Below are 17,823 nucleotides of genomic sequence, written 5' to 3' on the forward strand. Positions count from 1 at the left end.
TGCAAAACTCGCGAACTGTGCGGAACAATTGGCCATCTGCGACGCGCGCCTGATATCGATGCCGTGCTGACGGGCGCTGCGATCCGGTTGAACCCGCAAGCCATGGCCGCAAACGAGTGTAAGCCCTAGCAAGGCCATGGCCGCACTGCCGGGGAACAACCACCTGCTTTCAGCTGTTCTCCCCGAGACTGGAGGTGACCCATGGATATGACCCGCATCCGAGACCACATGGTGGAACATCATGTCATGCGTCGCGGCATTCGCGATCGAGGCGTTACCAGGGCGATGCGGATGGTGCCGCGCGAAAAATTCGTCGATCCTGGTTTCGAGGAATTCGCCTATGAGGATGCGCCGTTATCGATCGGCGAGGGCCAGACAATTTCGCAGCCCTACATTGTCGCACTGATGATCGAAAAAGCCGATCTGGACGCCGGCGACAAGGTTCTGGAGGTCGGAACCGGTTCGGGCTACGCCTCGGCCCTCATCAGCCGGATCGCAAGGCACGTCTATTCCATCGAACGGCATGAAAGGCTGGCGGTTCAGGCTCGGGAGCGATTCGAGAAGCTTGGATACCGCAACATAGACGTCCGAGTCGGCGACGGCAGCAAGGGCTGGGCCAAAGCCGCTCCCTTCGATGCCATTATCGTTTCCGCGGGCGCACCCGAGGTGCCGGCCGCCTTGAAGGAGCAGCTGGATCTCGGAGGGCGGCTCGTCATCCCGGTCGGCCGAGGTGAAGAGCAGCGCCTGAAACGCATCACGCGCACCGGTGCAACCACCTTCGAGGAGGAGGATCTCGGCGGCGTCTTCTTCGTTCCCCTGATCGGCGAGGATGCCTGGACTGCCGCACATCCGATGTACACGGCGGCAGCCCCGTCATCGCGCATGGAGGAAACGCCTTACAAACTCATCGCGACCATGGCGGAAGAATTTCCCTCGGTCGACGACCGGAGCTTTGCCGCCCTTTTCGATCGATTTGGCGAAAGCCGCATCGTTCTGCTGGGTGAATCCACCCATGGCACGGCCGAATTCTACGAGGCACGCGCGGCCATCAGCCGTCACCTGATCGAACATCACGGGTTTAATATGGTGGCGGTCGAAGCGGATTGGCCGGACGCCGCGGCGGTCGACCGCTGGATAAACGGCCAGCCGTCGAAAGGCGATCGGCCGTTCAGCCGTTTTCCCAGGTGGATGTGGCGGAACCTGGAATTTTCGCGATTCCTCGGCTGGCTGAAGGGGCATAATGAGCGTCGCAAGGCTTTACACGCCGATCCGATCCGGTTCTACGGCCTGGATCTCTACAACATGTCGGGATCGATCCGCTCGGTCCTCGACTATCTCGAATATGTCAGCCCGGAGACCGCCGAGATTGCCAGGGAACGCTATGGCTGCCTCAGCCCCTGGCAGAGCGATCCGGCGACTTATGGCCGGGCCGTGCTCACCGATGCCTATAGGTCATGCGAGGAGGCGGTGCTCAAGCAATGCACGGAGCTCCTGGCGCGATCCCTGGACGACGCTGCCTCAGACAGTCATGACTTTCTGAACGCCGCCCAGTCGGCGCGGTTGCTTGCCGCAGCCGAGCGGTATTACCGGATCATGTATTACGGCGGTTCTCAGGCCTGGAATCTCCGCGACACCTACATGGCCGATACCGTCGAGCACCTCCTCGACTTCCACGGTCCGACGGCAAAGATCATCATATGGGCGCACAACTCGCATATCGGCGATGCCCGCTATACCGATATGGCAGCCGCCCGCGACGAACTGAATCTTGGCCAGCTGTGTCGGCAGCGTTTCGATGGAATGACAAGCCTCATAGGACTGGGTACGCATTCCGGCGAGGTGATTGCGGCAAGCGACTGGGATGGACAGGCCGAGAAGAAGCAAGTCAATCCGTCCCTGCCGCAAAGCTGCGAGCGTCTCTGTCACGATTCCGGAAAGCCGCGATTTCTCCTCGACCTCGCGGCCGATGAAGAATTGCATGCAAGCCTCGTCGACCAGCGGCTTCAGCGCTTCATCGGCGTCATCTACCGGCCGGAAACGGAACGGCTGAGCCATTACATGTCGGCATCACTGTCGCGGCAATATGATGCATATCTTTGGTTCGATGAAACCCGGGCGCTTTCGCCGCTCATGGCACCGGAGTTCGGTACATCGGATCCGGAAACTTTTCCCTTTGGGCTCTAAGCCCCGGCTGTGTCGAACGAAGAGCGATCATCAACAACGCGATAAGGCGGGAACTCTGCGCCTGTGCGCAAGTTTGGCGATCACCAACCCAGGAGATCCTTATGAAACGCTGTGTTATCGCCTCGCTCGCCCTCTCGCTTGCTGTCCCGGCCTTCGCCCAATCGGCTGCCGAAAAGAGCGGGGTCAATTCCCTGATCGGTGTGCCGCCGAAAACCGAAGATTTCGTCAAGGAAGCAGCCGCAAGCGACATGTTCGAAATCGCCTCCAGCAAGCTTGGGACCGAGCGTGGCGACGATGCGACGAAGGCCTTCGCGCAGCAGATGCTCACCGACCACCAGAAGACCAGCGAGGAACTCAAGGCACTGGTTTCCAGCGGCAAGGTCAAGGCGGCGCTTCCGAGCGCCATGACGTCGGATCAGCAAAGCATGCTCGACAAGCTGAACGGCCTGCAAGGAGCCGATTTCAACAAGCAATATCACTCCGACCAGGAATCTGCCCATGAGGACGCGGTCGATCTCTTCAAGCGCTATGGCGACGAAGGGGACAATCCCGAACTGAAGGCATGGGCTGCAAGTACGCGCCCCGCTCTGGAACATCATCTGCAGATGGCCAAAGAGCTCAACAAGTAAGCGGCAGGACCGCATGGTCAAGGTGATCATGAGGCCCGACGGGAGGCAAGAATGATCGATGAGGAGACACGAAGGATCCGTGCCTACCGGATTTGGGAAAGCGAGGGGCGCCCGGAAGGTCAGGACCTCGCACATTGGTATCGAGTGGGTGACCCGGCGCAAGATGGTCGGGAATACATCCGATATTCCCATGGCTCGGCGCCGGCAGGGTCGCTGATCATCAAACTCTATCGATCGGGCAACCAGATCCGGGGATATGTTCGCAAGGTCGCGGAAAGCGACCTGGACGACACGGTCTATCCCGGCGAGGAAATGGAGCCTGAGGCGGCATTCCAACTGGCAGAGTCCCATAGAGGCAACAGCAACAGCCCCGTCTTCGTCGAACTTGTCGAGGACGTCGAATGGGATCCCTCCTGGGGCCGGCTCAGCTATTAACCCACGGAAGCAGACCGGGTCGCATCGATTAGCCCGGCACTGAAACTGCGGCTTGATCCGGAGTAGATCCGCTTCCAGCGCATCTCACACGATCTCGGGAGAACAGCATCCATGGCGAAAACAGTCGGCGATTTCCTTGTGGCACGGCTTCGCGAATGGGGCGTGCGACGTATGTTCGGCTATCCCGGCGACGGCATCAACGGCGTCTTCGGGGCGCTCCATCGCGCATCCGACAAGATGGAGTTCATCCAGGCACGACACGAGGAAATGGCGGCTTTCATGGCCAGCGCCTATGCGAAGTTCTCAGGCGAACTTGGCGTCTGCATCGCAACCTCGGGACCTGGCGCCACCCATCTGATCACCGGTCTTTACGACGCTCGCATGGACCATCAGCCGGTTCTCGCCATTGTCGGCCAACAGGCGCGTCACGCGCTCGGCGGACGTTACCAGCAGGAACTCGACCTAGCCGCCCTCCTAAAGGACGTCGCGAGCGATTTCGTGCAACAGGCTTCCGCTCCGGCGCAAGTGCGCCATCTGATCGACCGCGCGGTTCGCATCGCGCTCGCAAACCGAACGGTGACAGCGATCATTTTGCCGAACGATCTGCAGGAAATGCCCTATGAGGAGCCAGCGCGAAAGCATGGAACCGTGCATTCGGGTCCGGGTTACCACCCGCCGCGGGTCTTTCCGCATGGAGACGATCTTCAGGCTGCGGCCGATATTCTGAACGCGGGGAAGAAAGTGGCGATCCTCGTCGGCGCCGGCGCGCTCAACGCCACGGACGAAGTCATTGCCGTTGCGGACCGCCTCCAGGCGGGCGCTGCCAAAGCCCTGCTCGGCAAGGCCGCGCTGCCGGATGACCTGCCATGGGTGACGGGTTCGATCGGCCTTCTCGGAACAGAATCCTCATGGAACCTGATGCGTGACTGCGACACGCTGCTGATGATCGGTTCCGGTTTTCCCTATTCCGAATTCCTGCCGGAGGAAGGCCGGGCGCGCGGCGTGCAGATCGACATCAATCCCGACATGCTGTCGCTGCGCTATCCGATGGAGCTCAACCTGACCGGTGATGCGGCCGAAACGCTCAGGGCGCTGTTGCCTCTCTTGCGGGAAAATCCGGATCGCAGCTGGCGGCAAACGATCGAGAAAGACGTCGCCTCCTGGTGGAAGACCCTGGACGAGCGCGCCCACGTCGACGCCAATCCGGTCAATCCGCAGCGCGTCGTCAGCGAGCTGTCGCCGCGGCTGCCGGCAAACGCCGTCGTCACCAGCGATTCCGGCTCCTGCGCAAACTGGTATGCCCGGGACCTGAAGATGCGCCGCGGCATGAAGGGATCGCTTTCCGGCGGACTGGCCTCGATGGGAGCTGCCGTGCCCTATGCGATCGCCGCCAAATTCGCTCACTCCGATCGCCCCGTCGTCGGCCTGGTCGGCGACGGCGCCATGCAGATGAACAATCTCGCCGAGATGATCACCGTTGCCAAATACTGGAAGGACTGGGCCGATCCGACTTTCGTCATCTGCGTCTTCAATAACCAGGATCTGAACCAGGTGACGTGGGAGCAGCGGGTGATGGAGGGCGATCCGAAATTCGACGCGTCGCAGTCCATTCCTGACATAGCCTATCACAAGTTCGCCGACCTCATCGGATTGCGCGGCATTTTCGTCGATCGGCCGGCTCAGCTCAGCGCCGCATGGGAAGCAGCCCTGACCTCCGATTGCCCCGTCATCCTCGAGGTGAAGACCGACCCGGAAGTGCCGCCGCTGCCGCCGCACATCACCTTCGAGCAGATGCGGAATCTCACCTCGGCGTTGATGACGGGGGATCCGCATGAGACGGGCGTCATTGCCGGTACCTTCCGCCAGCTCTTTGCCGGCATCCTGTCGCGACGGTAGCTGACGACATTGTCTCTCACCGTTACGAATTGTCTGATCCAATCCCGAAGGCGTCTCAGAAGGAAAGATCCAGCACCCTGCCCTCGAACAGACGGTCCCGGGAGCCTTCGAGATGTGCCTTCATCAGCCGTTGTGCATCATCAGCCCGGCCATCAGCGATCGCCTTGTAGATGGCGTTATGCTCTTCATAGACCTGTTCCAGCCCCTGGCGGGGGCCGAGCAGGGAAAGACCATGAAGGTGCATGCCGACGGCGATATGGGCTTTCAGCGCATCGATCGAGGCGGTGTAATAATGGTTGTTGGCAGCCTCGGTCACCGCGCGATGAAAGATGAAATCGGCGTCGGTGCGGTGAAGCTGATGGCTGGTCGCTTCGCGAAGATCCGCAAGGGCGCTGGCGATCTTCTGGATCGCCTGCTCATTGCGGCGTTTGGCGGCGAAATAGGCCGCGGCCGGTTCGATGGTCAGCCGGAATTCGTAGCAGCGCTGAATATCGGCGATCGTCTTGACCGGCGAATAGGCAAGCTGAGTCGTCGGCGATCCATGCGCGCTGACGAAGGTCCCAGCTCCCTGTCGGGCATAGACCATGCCCTGATCACGCAACCGCGCCAGCGCATCGCGGACGATCGGCCGGGAAACCCCCAGCATCGCAGCAAGTTCATGTTCGCCGGGCAGGCGTGAATCCGGTGGGTAGTTTCCGCCACGAATCCGCTCGAGCAGCTGGTCGAAGACACGATCGACCAGCTTGACGGCCTTGCCGCGTTCGGGCTTGCCCGGCGGGCCGGCTTCCGCGTTCAAAGATTCGCTATTCGCTTCAACCACGTCATTCTCCCCGACGGTATCTTACTAGAGCATGACGCCGAAAAGTGTGAGCGGTTTTCGGATGACATCATGCTCTCACTACAGAATTTAGAACAGGATGATTTAGGCTGGTTGGCCTAAATCATCCTGTTCTATGCCGCCTGATTCCGAAGAACCAGTTTTAGCAGACTATCAGGCTTGCCGAAGCCCCCCGACTTGACGGCGCACCGAAATAGCCGGCCATCGGCGGCCGTCACATCGAACCAGGGAATGCCCGCCTCGATCTCGCCCTTGGGCGTCAATACCCTCACACCCAGTATACGGAAAACGGCAAGAGCCGTATCGCCACCGCCGACCATCAGCATATCCGGCCTCGTGTCGTCGATGACAGCCTTGACGCCTGCCGCAAAGCTGCGGGCGACGAGCCGCGCATCGGCCGCCATATCGCCTGTGCAACGCAACAGCACCGGCAGCGCCAGACCCTCTCCACATTCGATCTCGCCCATCGGCGCGTCCACTACCATGCGCAAGGCGCCTGTGCTTTCAAGCCGGTTCATCTGAGCGGCAGTGATCGGATCGCGCGAGCCGAAGGCAAACAGGGTCCGCGGGCTTGCTGCAAATTCCCTCTTGGTCGATGGACCTCTCTCGCCGAGGTGGCGCGCAAGTGCGGCGCCAAGACCCCGTGCGCCGACCGCAAGGGTCGTCTGCCAGTCATGACCCTCGGCGATCCGGTCAAGATCGACATCGTCCTCGGCATCTGCAACGACAATGCGGTCCGCGCCAGTTTTGAACAGCTCAGCGATCGGCAGCGGCCGGTTGATGCCGCGGCCGACGACACAGCCCCGGTAGGTCAAACGCTCCTGATCGGGAATGGCGGGCGCGACGACGACGGTCTTAAGGCCGAATGCCTTCGCCAGCGCCATGCTTTCCACCGCGACATTGCCCTTCAGCCGGGAATCGATCTTCTTCATGACGACCGCCGGCTTCTCGCCACGAAAGACCTCCGCCGCCGAGTGTACTCTTTCGGCGGCTTCGCGCTCATCCAGCGCGCGGGAGGCGGTATTGACGACGACGACATCGCAACCGATGGCGACCGCCTCCCGGGCCGCCTCCATATCAATCGCGACGACGACCGAAAGGCCGGCTTCGACGAAGGGCGTGCCGGTATCGAGCGCGCCGGTCAAATCGTCGGCAATGATCGCAGCCTTCAGCGTCATGCGATTTGCTCCGTGTTGACGGCGTGGCACGCAACGAGATGGCCGGGCCTGGCTTCCTTCCAGGCCGGGATGACCTTGCTGCAGACATCCATTGCGATCGGGCAGCGCGTGTGGAAACGGCAGCCGGACGGCGGGTTCAGCGGGCTCGGCACGTCGCCCTGCAGGATCTGGCGCTGGCGGGTGCGCTCCAGTTCCGGATCGGTCTCCGGAACGGCCGACAGCAGCGCCTTGGTATAGGGATGCAGCGGATTGTCGAAGAGCTCCTCACGGGTGGCGAGTTCGGCCAGCCGCCCGAGATACATGACGCCGACGCGGGTGCTGATGTGGCGCACGACAGCGAGATCATGGGCGATGAAGAGGTATGTCAGCCCGTATTTCTCCTGCAGATCGAGCAGAAGGTTGATGATCTGCGCCTGGATCGACACGTCGAGTGCTGAGATCGCCTCGTCGCAGACGATGAATTTCGGCTGGCAGGCGAGCGCGCGGGCGATGACCACGCGCTGACGCTGGCCGCCGGAAAGCTCGTGCGGATAGCGCTGGGCAAAGCGTGTGGGCAAGCCGACATCGGTGAGCAGCGTCGCCACCCTCTCCTTCAGCTCGGCCTTGGCGCAGAGCTTATGGAAGAGGATCGGCTCCCCGATCGCTTCGCCCACGGTCATGCGCGGATTGAGCGTCGAATACGGGTCCTGGAAGACGATCTGCAGGTCGCGGCGGAAAGGCCGCATCTGCTTCTCGTCGAGGGTGGCCAGGTCCTGGCCTTTGTAGACGACCTTGCCGCTGGTCGCCTTATAGAGATTGAGGATGGTGAAACCGGTCGTCGATTTGCCGCAGCCGGATTCGCCGACAAGGCTCAGCGTCTCGCCTTCCATGATGTCGAGATCGACATTGTCGAGCGCATAGACCGTCGCCGACCGCTCACCGAAAGCACCGAGCTTGACATGGAAATGCTTGACCAGATTTTCGATCTTGAGCAGCGGTTGAGCAGCCATCACGCGGCCTCCTGCATTCTCTGGACGACGAAACAGGCGGCGCGATGATTGCTGCTGCCGCTCAGCGGTTCGAGCCGTGGCACCTTCTCGTGACAGACCGCCTCTACAAGCGGACAGCGCGGCGCAAAGGGGCAACCTTTCGGCCGGCGGCCGGGCTCCGGTGGGGTGCCGCCGATCGAGCGCAGCCGGCTTGCCGGCGGATCCGACAGTTTCGGGATCGAGGACAGCAGACCGCGCGTATAGGGATGGCTCGGACGGGCATAGAGTTCGTTCACCGGCGCATCTTCCACGACGGTGCCAGCGTAGAGCACGGCGACGCGATCGACGAGACCGGCAATCAAAGCGAGGTCGTGGGTGATCCAGACGACGGACATGCCGAGCTTGGCGCGCAGATCCTTCACCAGATCGACGATCTGGGCCTGGATGGTGACGTCGAGTGCCGTCGTCGGCTCATCGGCGATCAGGAGCTTGGGATTGCAGGCAAGGCCGATGGCGATCATCACGCGCTGGCGCATGCCGCCTGATAGTTCGTGCGGAAAGGCCTGCAGGCGCTCTTCCGGACCGGGAATGCCGACCAGGCGCAGAAGCTCGACGGCGCGGGCGCGGGCCTGCGCCTTTTTCATCTTGCGGTGATAGATCAGCGGCTCGCAGATCTGGTCGCCGACGCGCATGACGGGATTGAGCGAGGTCATCGGGTCCTGGAAGACGAAGCCGATATCGCCGCCGCGCACCTTGCGCAGCTCGCCGTTCGACATCGTCTGCAGGTCGCGGCCGTCGAAGGTCGCCGATCCCCTGGCGACCTTGATCTTGTTCGGCAGGAGCCGCATCAGGCTCAGCATGGTAAGGCTCTTGCCGCAGCCGGATTCGCCGACGACGCCGAGGGTCTCGCCCTTGTCAACGTGGAGATCGATGCCGTCGACGACGACGGCCGGGCCGTTGCGGCCATCGATCTCGACGGTAAGACCCCTGACATCGAGCAGGCGTTCTGTGCTTTTCGTATCCATCATTTGCCGCCCCGCGGGTTGAGCGCGTCGTTGAGGCCGTCGCCGAGGAAGCTGAAGGCAACCGAGGCGAGGCCGAGCACGGCCGCCGGAGCGGCGAGAAGATGCGGATAATGCTGCCAGACGCGCAGGCCGTCCGAGATCATGTTGCCCCAGCTCGGCGTCGGCGGATTGACGCCGACACCCAAGAAGCTGAAGGCGCTTTCCAGCACCATCGCTGTGCCGAGACCGGCGCTGACCGAGACGATCAGCGGGCCAAGCGCATTCGGCACGACATAACGTTTGATGATGATCCAGTTCGACAGGCCGAGCGCCTGGGCCGCGGTGATGTAGGGCCGACTGCGGATCGACAGCACCTGGGCGCGCACCAGACGGGCATAAGGCGGCCAGGAGATCAGCGCCATCGACCCGAAGACGAGGATGAAGTCCACCCATATGGTCTGGCGGTAGAAGGGGTTGAGGGTCTCGAGGTAGCGCGCCTCCATCCACCGGGTGATCGGCGATTTCAGCGACGCGTTGATGACGACGACGAGCAGCAGGTTGGGAACCGACATCGTCACGTCAGTCAGCCACATGATGGCGCGATCGAAAGGATTGCCGAAGAAACCGGCCACCGCGCCGAGCGTCAAGCCGATCAGCACCGCGAAGAAGGTGACGATGACGGCGACGAGGAACGCGGTCCGCGTGCCGAAGACAACGCGGCTGAAAACGTCGCGACCGAGGTCGTCGGTTCCGAAGAGATGGCTCATCGACGGCAGCGCGTTGCGGGCACTGAGGTCCTGGCTGAGATAATCATAGGGCGTGAGATAAGGCCCGAGGATCGCCGTGAAGGCGAGGATCAGGACGATGACGAGGCCGAAGACGGCGAGCTTGTTGCGCCGCAGCCGATGCCAGGCATCGCGCCACAGGCTGACCGGCGGCTCGTCGACGGTTTCGGCGGTGGAAAGAGGGATGGCGGACATGGTCAGCGGCTCCTTCTTGCATCGTTGGCGCGTGGGTCGAGCAGCGGATAGAGCACGTCCACCAGCAGGTTCGACACCATCACCAGGAACGATCCGATCAGCGTGATCGCCAGGATGACGGGATAATCGGAATTGATCAGCGCCTGTACCGTCAGCCGGCCGAGACCCGGCAGGCCGAAGACGAGTTCGACGAAGATCGCGCCGTTGACGATCGTAATCATGATCAGGCCGAGCTGCGTGACGACGGGCGTCAGCACCGGCCGCAGAATATGACGCAGCGCGACGATGATTTCGGGCACGCCCTTGGCCCGGGCGGTCCTGACGAAATCCTCCGACAGCACCTCGATGACGGCGGCACGGGTCTGGCGCACGATGAGCGCGATCGGCTGGAAGGAGAGGACGATCAGCGGCAGCAGGATTCTGATATCGAGGATGCCGCCCCAGCCATAGGGCACTTTCACGCCCGGCAGCAGCACGATGAGGCCGACCATCAGCAGTGGTCCGGCGACATAGGCTGGGATCGCCCAAAGGAAAAGCGCGGAGCCCAGAATGGCGTAGTCGAGGCGCGAATTCTGGTTCAGCGCGGCGATCATGCCGAGCGGGATCGCGACGACGGCGGTCAGAATGATGGAACAGAGGGCAAGCTGAAAGGAGACAGGCGCAGCGGCCGAGACCATCGCCCAGACGGCGCGGCCCGATGTCAGCGAGTTGCCGAACTGGCCGTGCAGCAGGTTCCAGATGTAAAGGCCGAACTGCTCGATGAAGGGCCTGTTGAGACCCGCGCTTTCGCGAATGGCTTCGATGCGCTGCGGATTGTAGGCGACATCGCCCGGCGCGCGCAGGAAGATCAGCTTGATCGGGTCGCCGGCGCCGTAAAAAGCCAGCGCATAGACAGCCAGCATGACCACGAGAACGGACGGAATCCAGATGGCAAACCGGGTTAGCACGTAGCGCAGCAAGGCCACCTCCCACCTGTTATACGATGCGTTTCCCTCATCAGCCTGACGGATCGCATCTCTTCTTGAAACTTGCGCGAAGGCCGCAAGGCCCTCGCGCGCTCATTGTCAATTCCAACAGGGCTTTCCGAGATCAACCGATGGAGATGTTCCAGGGTTCGACAACCTGCCAGTCGAGGTTCTTATCGAGGCCTTTGACCTCCTTGGTGGCCCAGCGCGACATCGCCTGAGAATACCACGGAATGAAGGCCCAATCGTCGCGGAAGGCCTTCTGCGCCTGCTGGGCGAGAGCGATGCGCTGCGGATCGTCCGCAGCCTTGGTCGCCGCTTCGGCAAGGGCGCTGTCGACCTTGTCGTTCTTGTATCCGCCGAGCTTGTTCTGCGCATTCGACGAGGTCGAGGCGATGCAGCCCGTGAGATAGGAAACGGCATCGGGAACGCGGGTGCCGACGTCGTCGCGGAAGATCTGGACCGAGTTCTGGTCCGGGCCGGCGTAGGCGTCCTGCTGCGGCTTCATGTCAACCGCTGTAATGCCGAGGTTCTGGCGCCACTGCTCGGCGATGAACTGGGCCGCCGCCTCAATCGCCGGCGCCGAAATGCCGACGAACATGATCTTCGGCAGCCGCTCCGGACCGCCGTAGCTCGATTCGGCGAGCAGCTTCTTGGCGCCTTCCGGGTCGTAGGGAAAAGGTTCAAAGCCGGAATTCTCCGCGCCTGGAACCGAGTTGAGGATCTGGTCGGCCTTCTTGTGCGGCCCATCGGGATAAGAAGCCTTGAACAGGCCATCACGGTCGACCGCCATGATCAGCGCCTGGCGGACCTTCGGATCGTCCATCGGCGCGCGGGAGATATTGAACCAGAAATGCTGGCTGGTCGGGATCAGCGGGCCGGCCGAGAATTCCGGGCCAAGGTCCTGAATAATGGTCGAGGTGACGAGCTCTGTATGGGCGTTGAACTCGCCCGAGTTGATCAGCGAGGTCGCGGTGACATTGTCCTCGATCGAGGTGATCTCGATGCGCGCAAGCTTCGGCTTCGGCCCGAAGAAATGTTCATTCGGCTCGAAAGTAAGCTTGCCGGCGTCGATATCGAGGCTCGTCAGCTTGAAAGGCCCGGAGAAGACCGGTTTGCTGTCGGGCTTGTACCAATCGATGACCTCCTCGCCGTCGCTACCGCGTGACTGCGACGCCTTGGTGATCGGCGCGATGTGGTTTGCCAGGCGCATGAAGAAGATCGGATCGGCGCCGGCGAGCGTCACGACGACCGTTCCTTCGTCGGGAGTCGCGACACCGGTCAGCTCTTTGCCGGAGCCGGCGGCGATCTCGGCATAACCCTTGACCTTGCTCAGCACCTGGTCGGCGCGCTGGCTCTTGGTGTTCGGCATCGAGGCGACTTCCCACGACCCCTTGACGTCGGCCGAGGTAATCTTGCTGCCGTCGGAGAAGACGGCCTTGGGATCGATCTTGAAGGTCCAGACGATGTTGTCGGCCGATTCCCAGCTGGTGAAGACATAGGGCTTGAGATTGCCCTGGCTGTCGAAATACATCGGCGAAGCCCACCAGATCGCGTTCCAGCGGAAGGTCCTGCCGCCACCACGCAGCGGCGACCAGTCCTGGTCGAAAGCCGGATGCGCGACTTTCAGGGCCTGGCCTTCGTCCGCCAGCACGATGCGGGCATTCATCCCGAAGACGGTAAGGCCGACGCCGGCGGCGAGGCCGAGTTTCAACGCATTGCGACGTGATAGATTGGTTTTGTCAGATTGATCAAAAGACATGCATTCCTCCCACAATTAATCGGCAGCACTCTCCCTGCACCCTCCAGGCGCAGCATAATCCCTGTCATATCGTTCCCTCGTTATTGTAAATATGTCAACAAAAAAACGCGATTTTAATCCGACGAAAATTATCTGATAAAAATAACACTATAATTACAGTTAGATAATATTTCGCCTCCGCAGTCACTCATTTTGTCTTCTTGACAAAAGCGCCGCAATGGAAAAGTTCTTTGCACTCCATCGCCACAGACAAATGACAATCGCATGTGCTGTCGGACGGTTCGACGGATCGGCAAGACAAGGCGCGCCGAAGGGAGGGCGGAATGAGCCATCACAGGATTACAGGCGTTTTCAGCGCGGCCGCAACGCCGCTGACCGCGGACAATACGCCGGATCTCAGCCTTTTCACCGATCATTGCCGACGGCTGCTGGCCGAGGGATGTCATGGCGTGGCCCTGCTCGGCACAACGGGTGAGGCCAATTCCTTTTCCGGAGGCGAGCGGCGCGCCATTCTGGAAGCGGCGCTGGAGGCCGGCATTCCTTCCGACAAGCTGTTGCCGGGAACGGGCGTCGTCGCCATTCCGGAGACCGTCGAACTGACCCGGCACGCCCTGTCGCTCGGCGTCACCAAGGTGGTGATGCTGCCGCCCTTCTACTACAAGGGCGTCTCAGACGACGGCCTCTTTGCCGCCTATTCGCAGGTGCTGGAGAAAGTCGCCGACACGCGACTGCAGGTCATCCTCTATCATATCCCGCAGGTCTCGGGTGTGCCGCTCTCCATTCCGCTGATCGGCCGGCTGATTGCCGCTTTCCCGGAAACCGTCGTAGGCATCAAGGAATCTGCGGGCGATTTCAACAACATGCAGGCCATTATCGCTGCCTATCCCGGCTTTTCCGTCCTGGCGGGCGCCGATCCCCTGCTGCTGCCGCTCTTGAAGGCCGGCGGCGCGGGCTGCATCACTGCGACCTCCAATCTCGTGGCAGATTCACTGCGCACGGTCTACGACCATGTCCACGACGAGAGGCGCGCCAGCGGAGTCGAGGCGGCGCAGGCGCGCATCAATGCTTACCGCACACTTTCCAACTCCTACGTCCAGATCCCGGCCATCAAGGCAATGGTCGGGCTGAAGACGGGCAATCCCGCATGGAGGCGCACCCGCGCACCACTAATGCCGCTCAGCGAAGCGGATTATGCCGCACTCGCCGAGAGCTACGCCAAGCTGCCCTGAGGAGACCCGCCATGCGCTTTACCGGACTGCCCCCCGAAGCCGTTCCCGCCCTGATGACCGGGGCCATCACAGCCCACCCCGCTGTCGAGGGCCGCGCAGACACCTATCTGCCCTCGCCCTGCATCCAGAACCACGCGGCAAATCTCGCCTTTCTGCCCGATGGCGCGCTGACCTGCGTCTGGTTCGGCGGAACTATGGAGGGCATGGGCGATATCTCCATTTACATGTCGCGGCTGGCGCCGGGCTCCGAGCGCTGGTCCGAACCGGAGAAGATGAGCGACGATCCGGAGAAATCCGAGCAGAACCCGTTGATTTTCAATGCTCCTGACGGAAAGACATGGCTGCTTTTTACCTCGCAGACCTCGGGCAATCAGGACGGCTCCGTTGTCAAATGCCGGATCTCCGATGACGGCGGCCGGACGTTCGGCCCGGTCCGTATCCTCTGCGACAGCCCCGGTACCTTCGTTCGCCAGCAGATCGTCGTGAACGACAGAGGCGAATGGCTGCTCCCAATCTTCCGCTGCGTCGGCCTCGACGGCCGGCGCTGGAGCGGCGACGCCGATACGGCAGCGGTGTTGATCTCGCGCGACGGCGGCGCGAGCTGGCAGATGAACGACGTTCCCGACAGCATCGGCGCCGTGCACATGAACATCCTTCCACTCGGCGGCGGCGAGATGATCGCCTTCTACCGCAACCGTTTCGCCGAGACCGTTCTTTCCAGCCGATCGAACGACGGCGGCAGGACGTGGAGCGCTCCGGAGCCCACGGACCTGCCGAACAACAATTCCTCGATCCAGGCCACAGTCCTGGATGATGGAGCGATTGCAATGGTTTATAACCATTCGAATGCAGCCGTGTCGGATGCACGGCGCCAGTCTCTCTACGATGAAATCGAGGGCGACGAGGCTGGAGCGACAGCTACCGTTCCTGCTTCCGATGTCGGCCGCAAGGCGGTCTGGGGTGTCCCGCGTGCGCCGCTGAGCCTCGCGATATCGAGGAATGGCGGCAAGAGCTTTCCGCATCGCATGGATCTCGATACCGGCGATGGCTTCTGCCTCAGCAACAATTCCAAGGATTCGCTGAACCGCGAATTCTCCTATCCCTCAGTCGTCCAAGGCGGCGACGGCACACTCCATATCGCCTACACATACTATCGGCGCGCCATCAAATATGTGCGCCTCGCCCCGCAATCCTTGCCGTAAGCGAGGCGGCGGCTGAGCAATTGTAAATCTGCGTCCGGAGAGGGAGAAGAACGCGGGATTCAACGGCTTCGACCGGTCGAACGGCTTGAGCTTGATAACAAGTTCGACTGGCTCCTCGAACATACGATAGGCAGGTTCGGCCTGAGCGGATTATTGGAATTCAAAGACAGAGATCCGATAACCTGCAGATTTACCTGATGTTTATGTATATTCTCTCCGCATGAGAGCTTCAACGTTCCGATATCAGGCGACAAAATTTTCAGCTCTCTGGAATGCCGACTTGACATTGACATTACAACTTTACATTAAAGAAGGCGACACTGTTGCCGCAAGATCCGCAGGGAGGACTGATTCATGGCCAGCTTGGGTTCGCCAATCACGATAGTTCGGCCGCATTTGATCGAGTTCGGCATCGGCACGGCGGGAAAGCTCGGCAGATGGGCTGCCGAAAAGGGCTACAGGCGCACGCTTGTGATCTCGGATGCGTTCAACGCTTCGCGCATCGATGTGCTGGAACTGAAGGGCGAGGTCACGGTGTTTTCCGAGGTGACGCCCGAGCCGGATACGGCCAATCTCGACAAAGTATTGGGAGTGGCTAACGCCGCCGATGCCGAGTTGATCGTCGGCTTCGGCGGCGGCAGCGCCATGGATCTGGCAAAGCTCGCCGCCGTTCTTGCCGGCTCGACGCAGACGCTGCACGAGGTTGTCGGTCCGAACAAGGTCAACGGCCCGCGCAAAGTCGGGCTCGCCCAGGTGCCGACGACGTCCGGCACCGGCAGCGAGGCCGGCATCCGCGCGCTCGTCACCGATCCCAAGACGATGGCGAAGCTCGCCGTTGAAAGCTTTCATATGCTGGCCGACATCGCCATCGTCGATCCGGCGCTGACCTTCAGCGTGCCGGCGCGCACCACCGCCGCAACCGGCGTCGACGCCATGGCCCATTGTGTCGAAGCCTTCACCAACCGCAAAGCCCATCCGATGGTCGACATCTATGCGATCGAGGGAACGCGGCTCGTCGGCAGATATCTTGCCCGTGCCGTCAAGAACGGCGGCGACGCGGAGGCGCGCGCCGGTCTCGCGCTCGCCTCCCTTTACGGCGGCTTCTGTCTCGGCCCGGTCAATACTGCCGGCGGCCATGCTCTCGCCTACCCTCTCGGCACGCGCTGGCACGTGGCTCATGGTGCCGCGAATGCTCTGATCTTCCCGCATGTTCTCGCCTTCAACACGCCGGCAGCCGCGGAGAAGACGAAAGCGGTGATGGCAGCGCTCGGCTACGAAACCGCGGAAAACATCGCCTCCGTCTTCGATGCGGCTTACGCTTTCTGCGCCGAACTCGGCATCGAAATGAAGCTCTCCGGCCTAGGCGTGCCGGAAAGCGATCTCGATGCGATGGCCGATGACGCCTTTGCCATTCGCCGGCTGCTCGACAACAATCCGCGCGATCTAACCCGCGCCGACATTCGCTCGATTTACGCGGCCGCCTTTTAAAGCATGATGCCGAAAAGTGTGGGCGGTTTTCGACATCATGCTTCGGACCTAAGCAACGGTTTCAGAAGGAACTCGATTGATGGACAGGAATGCGAAAGTCGCCGTGACACTCGGTGATCCCGCCGGCGTCGGCCCCGAAGTGATCGTCAAGGCCTTGGCGGCGCTTCCAAGCGAAGAGCGTCGCGATTTCGTTATCGTCGGCAATGTGGAAGCGCTGGAGCGGGCCGATCGTGTTACCGGCTCGGGCCTGAAATTCGGACCCGCCGAGGCCGCCGGCGACAGGATCGCGGTCGACGAGGTCTCGCTCGGCGCCGCCCTGCCCGAGATCGGCAAGGTGAGCCCGGTCGCCGGCGATGCCTCGGTACGCTACATCACCCGCGCCGTCGATCTCGCCATGTCGGGACAGGCCGATGTCATCGTCACCGCCCCGATCAACAAGGAAGCGATGAACCTTGCCGGCCATCACCATGACGGCCATACCGGGCTTCTCGCACACCTCACAGGCTCGAAGAGCTCCTTCATGCTGCTTGCTTCCGAGCGGCTGAACACCATCCATGTCTCGACCCATATCTCGCTAAAGGGCGCGATCGAACGCGCCAAGACCGAGCGGGTGCTCGCCACCATCGAAGCCGGCCACAGGCATTTCCTGCGCCTGGGCAAGAAGGCCCGCATTGCCGTCGCTGGCCTCAATCCGCATTGCGGCGAAAATGGCCTGTTCGGCACCGAGGACATGGAATTCCTGGCGCCGGCCGTCGAGCAGGCGCAGGCCAGGGGTATCGACGTTGTCGGCCCGATCTCCGCCGACACGGTCTTCGCCCGCGCCTATAACGGCGCCTTTGATCTGGTCATTGCCCAGTATCACGATCAGGGCCATATACCGATCAAGCTCGTTGCCTTCGATACGGCCGTCAACGTCTCGCTCGGTCTGCCGATCGACCGCGTCTCGGTCGATCACGGCACCGCCTTCGACATCGCCGGTACCGGCAAAGCCAATCACGTCAACATGCTGTCGGCTATTGCCTATGCCAGGCTGATGGCCCGCTCGCCGCGCCAGAAGACCTGATC

General features: G+C 61.7%; 15 protein-coding genes and 1 pseudogene. 9 read left to right on the forward strand and 7 right to left on the reverse strand.

Annotated features, from left to right (window positions below; translation table 11 throughout):
* The first annotated feature begins 201 nt into the window (after positions 1 to 201).
* The 5 genes and pseudogenes from HJC00_RS22880 (at position 202) to HJC00_RS22895 (ending at position 5,144) form a co-directional block, all read left to right on the forward strand.
* Positions 202 to 2,184 (forward strand): protein-L-isoaspartate(D-aspartate) O-methyltransferase, encoded by a 1,983-nt coding sequence (locus HJC00_RS22880; RefSeq protein WP_221164639.1) that lies wholly within the window; start codon positions 202 to 204, stop codon positions 2,182 to 2,184.
* 101 nt (positions 2,185 to 2,285) lie between these two features.
* A complete protein-coding gene (locus HJC00_RS22885; RefSeq protein ID WP_210633727.1) occupies positions 2,286 to 2,813 on the forward strand; it encodes a DUF4142 domain-containing protein in 528 nt (175 codons plus the stop codon).
* A gap of 51 nt (positions 2,814 to 2,864) precedes the next feature.
* Positions 2,865 to 2,948: pseudogene (locus HJC00_RS32720) on the forward strand (DUF2934 domain-containing protein); the annotation flags it as partial.
* Between the two features lie 42 nt (positions 2,949 to 2,990).
* On the forward strand, positions 2,991 to 3,248 hold the full coding sequence (locus tag HJC00_RS32725; RefSeq protein ID WP_247241827.1) for a hypothetical protein: 258 nt from the start codon (positions 2,991 to 2,993) through the stop codon (positions 3,246 to 3,248).
* A 111-nt stretch (positions 3,249 to 3,359) separates the two neighbouring features.
* Positions 3,360 to 5,144 carry a thiamine pyrophosphate-requiring protein gene (locus HJC00_RS22895; RefSeq protein ID WP_221164641.1) on the forward strand — a complete coding sequence of 595 codons (1,785 nt, stop codon included), beginning with the start codon at positions 3,360 to 3,362 and terminating at the stop codon, positions 5,142 to 5,144.
* Between the two features lie 55 nt (positions 5,145 to 5,199).
* Here HJC00_RS22895 and HJC00_RS22900 read toward each other — a convergent pair whose 3' ends face one another.
* From HJC00_RS22900 to HJC00_RS22930, 7 genes are all read right to left on the reverse strand, one after another.
* The gene (locus HJC00_RS22900) at positions 5,200 to 5,964 is read right to left on the reverse strand and encodes a FadR/GntR family transcriptional regulator (RefSeq protein WP_210633722.1); all 765 of its coding nucleotides are present in this window, start codon (positions 5,962 to 5,964) and stop codon (positions 5,200 to 5,202) included.
* A gap of 131 nt (positions 5,965 to 6,095) precedes the next feature.
* Positions 6,096 to 7,160 (reverse strand): four-carbon acid sugar kinase family protein, encoded by a 1,065-nt coding sequence (locus tag HJC00_RS22905; RefSeq protein WP_221164642.1) that lies wholly within the window; start codon positions 7,158 to 7,160, stop codon positions 6,096 to 6,098.
* The gene (locus HJC00_RS22910) at positions 7,157 to 8,149 is read right to left on the reverse strand and encodes an ABC transporter ATP-binding protein (RefSeq protein WP_210633719.1); all 993 of its coding nucleotides are present in this window, start codon (positions 8,147 to 8,149) and stop codon (positions 7,157 to 7,159) included. The genes HJC00_RS22905 and HJC00_RS22910 overlap by 4 nt, the downstream gene beginning before the upstream one ends.
* Entirely contained in the window at positions 8,149 to 9,156 is a 1,008-nt protein-coding gene (locus tag HJC00_RS22915; protein ID WP_221164643.1) for an ABC transporter ATP-binding protein, read from the reverse strand. The genes HJC00_RS22910 and HJC00_RS22915 overlap by 1 nt, the downstream gene beginning before the upstream one ends.
* Entirely contained in the window at positions 9,153 to 10,112 is a 960-nt protein-coding gene (locus HJC00_RS22920) for an ABC transporter permease (RefSeq protein ID WP_210633716.1), read from the reverse strand. The genes HJC00_RS22915 and HJC00_RS22920 overlap by 4 nt, the downstream gene beginning before the upstream one ends.
* Before the next feature lie 2 nt (positions 10,113 to 10,114).
* Positions 10,115 to 11,071: an ABC transporter permease gene (locus HJC00_RS22925; protein ID WP_221147551.1), complete on the reverse strand. Its 957-nt coding sequence runs from the start codon at positions 11,069 to 11,071 to the stop codon at positions 10,115 to 10,117.
* A 130-nt stretch (positions 11,072 to 11,201) separates the two neighbouring features.
* Positions 11,202 to 12,839, reverse strand: a complete 1,638-nt coding sequence (locus HJC00_RS22930) for an ABC transporter substrate-binding protein (protein ID WP_221164644.1) — start codon at positions 12,837 to 12,839, stop codon at positions 11,202 to 11,204.
* A 323-nt stretch (positions 12,840 to 13,162) separates the two neighbouring features.
* Here HJC00_RS22930 and HJC00_RS22935 point away from each other — a divergent pair, with 323 nt between their 5' ends.
* The 4 genes from HJC00_RS22935 to pdxA all read left to right on the forward strand — a co-directional run bounded on the left by HJC00_RS22935 (position 13,163) and on the right by pdxA (position 17,821).
* On the forward strand, positions 13,163 to 14,068 hold the full coding sequence (locus tag HJC00_RS22935) for a dihydrodipicolinate synthase family protein (protein ID WP_210633711.1): 906 nt from the start codon (positions 13,163 to 13,165) through the stop codon (positions 14,066 to 14,068).
* Positions 14,069 to 14,079: 11 nt separating this feature from the next.
* A complete protein-coding gene (locus tag HJC00_RS22940) occupies positions 14,080 to 15,270 on the forward strand; it encodes an exo-alpha-sialidase (RefSeq protein ID WP_221164645.1) in 1,191 nt (396 codons plus the stop codon).
* Between the two features lie 354 nt (positions 15,271 to 15,624).
* The gene (locus tag HJC00_RS22945; protein ID WP_221164646.1) at positions 15,625 to 16,758 is read left to right on the forward strand and encodes an iron-containing alcohol dehydrogenase; all 1,134 of its coding nucleotides are present in this window, start codon (positions 15,625 to 15,627) and stop codon (positions 16,756 to 16,758) included.
* A 79-nt stretch (positions 16,759 to 16,837) separates the two neighbouring features.
* A complete protein-coding gene (gene pdxA / locus HJC00_RS22950) occupies positions 16,838 to 17,821 on the forward strand; it encodes a 4-hydroxythreonine-4-phosphate dehydrogenase PdxA (RefSeq protein WP_221156025.1) in 984 nt (327 codons plus the stop codon).
* Positions 17,822 to 17,823 lie beyond the last annotated feature (2 nt).

This window comes from Rhizobium sp. NLR22b (genome assembly GCF_019685295.1).
Classification (GTDB): Bacteria; Pseudomonadota; Alphaproteobacteria; order Rhizobiales; family Rhizobiaceae; genus Rhizobium.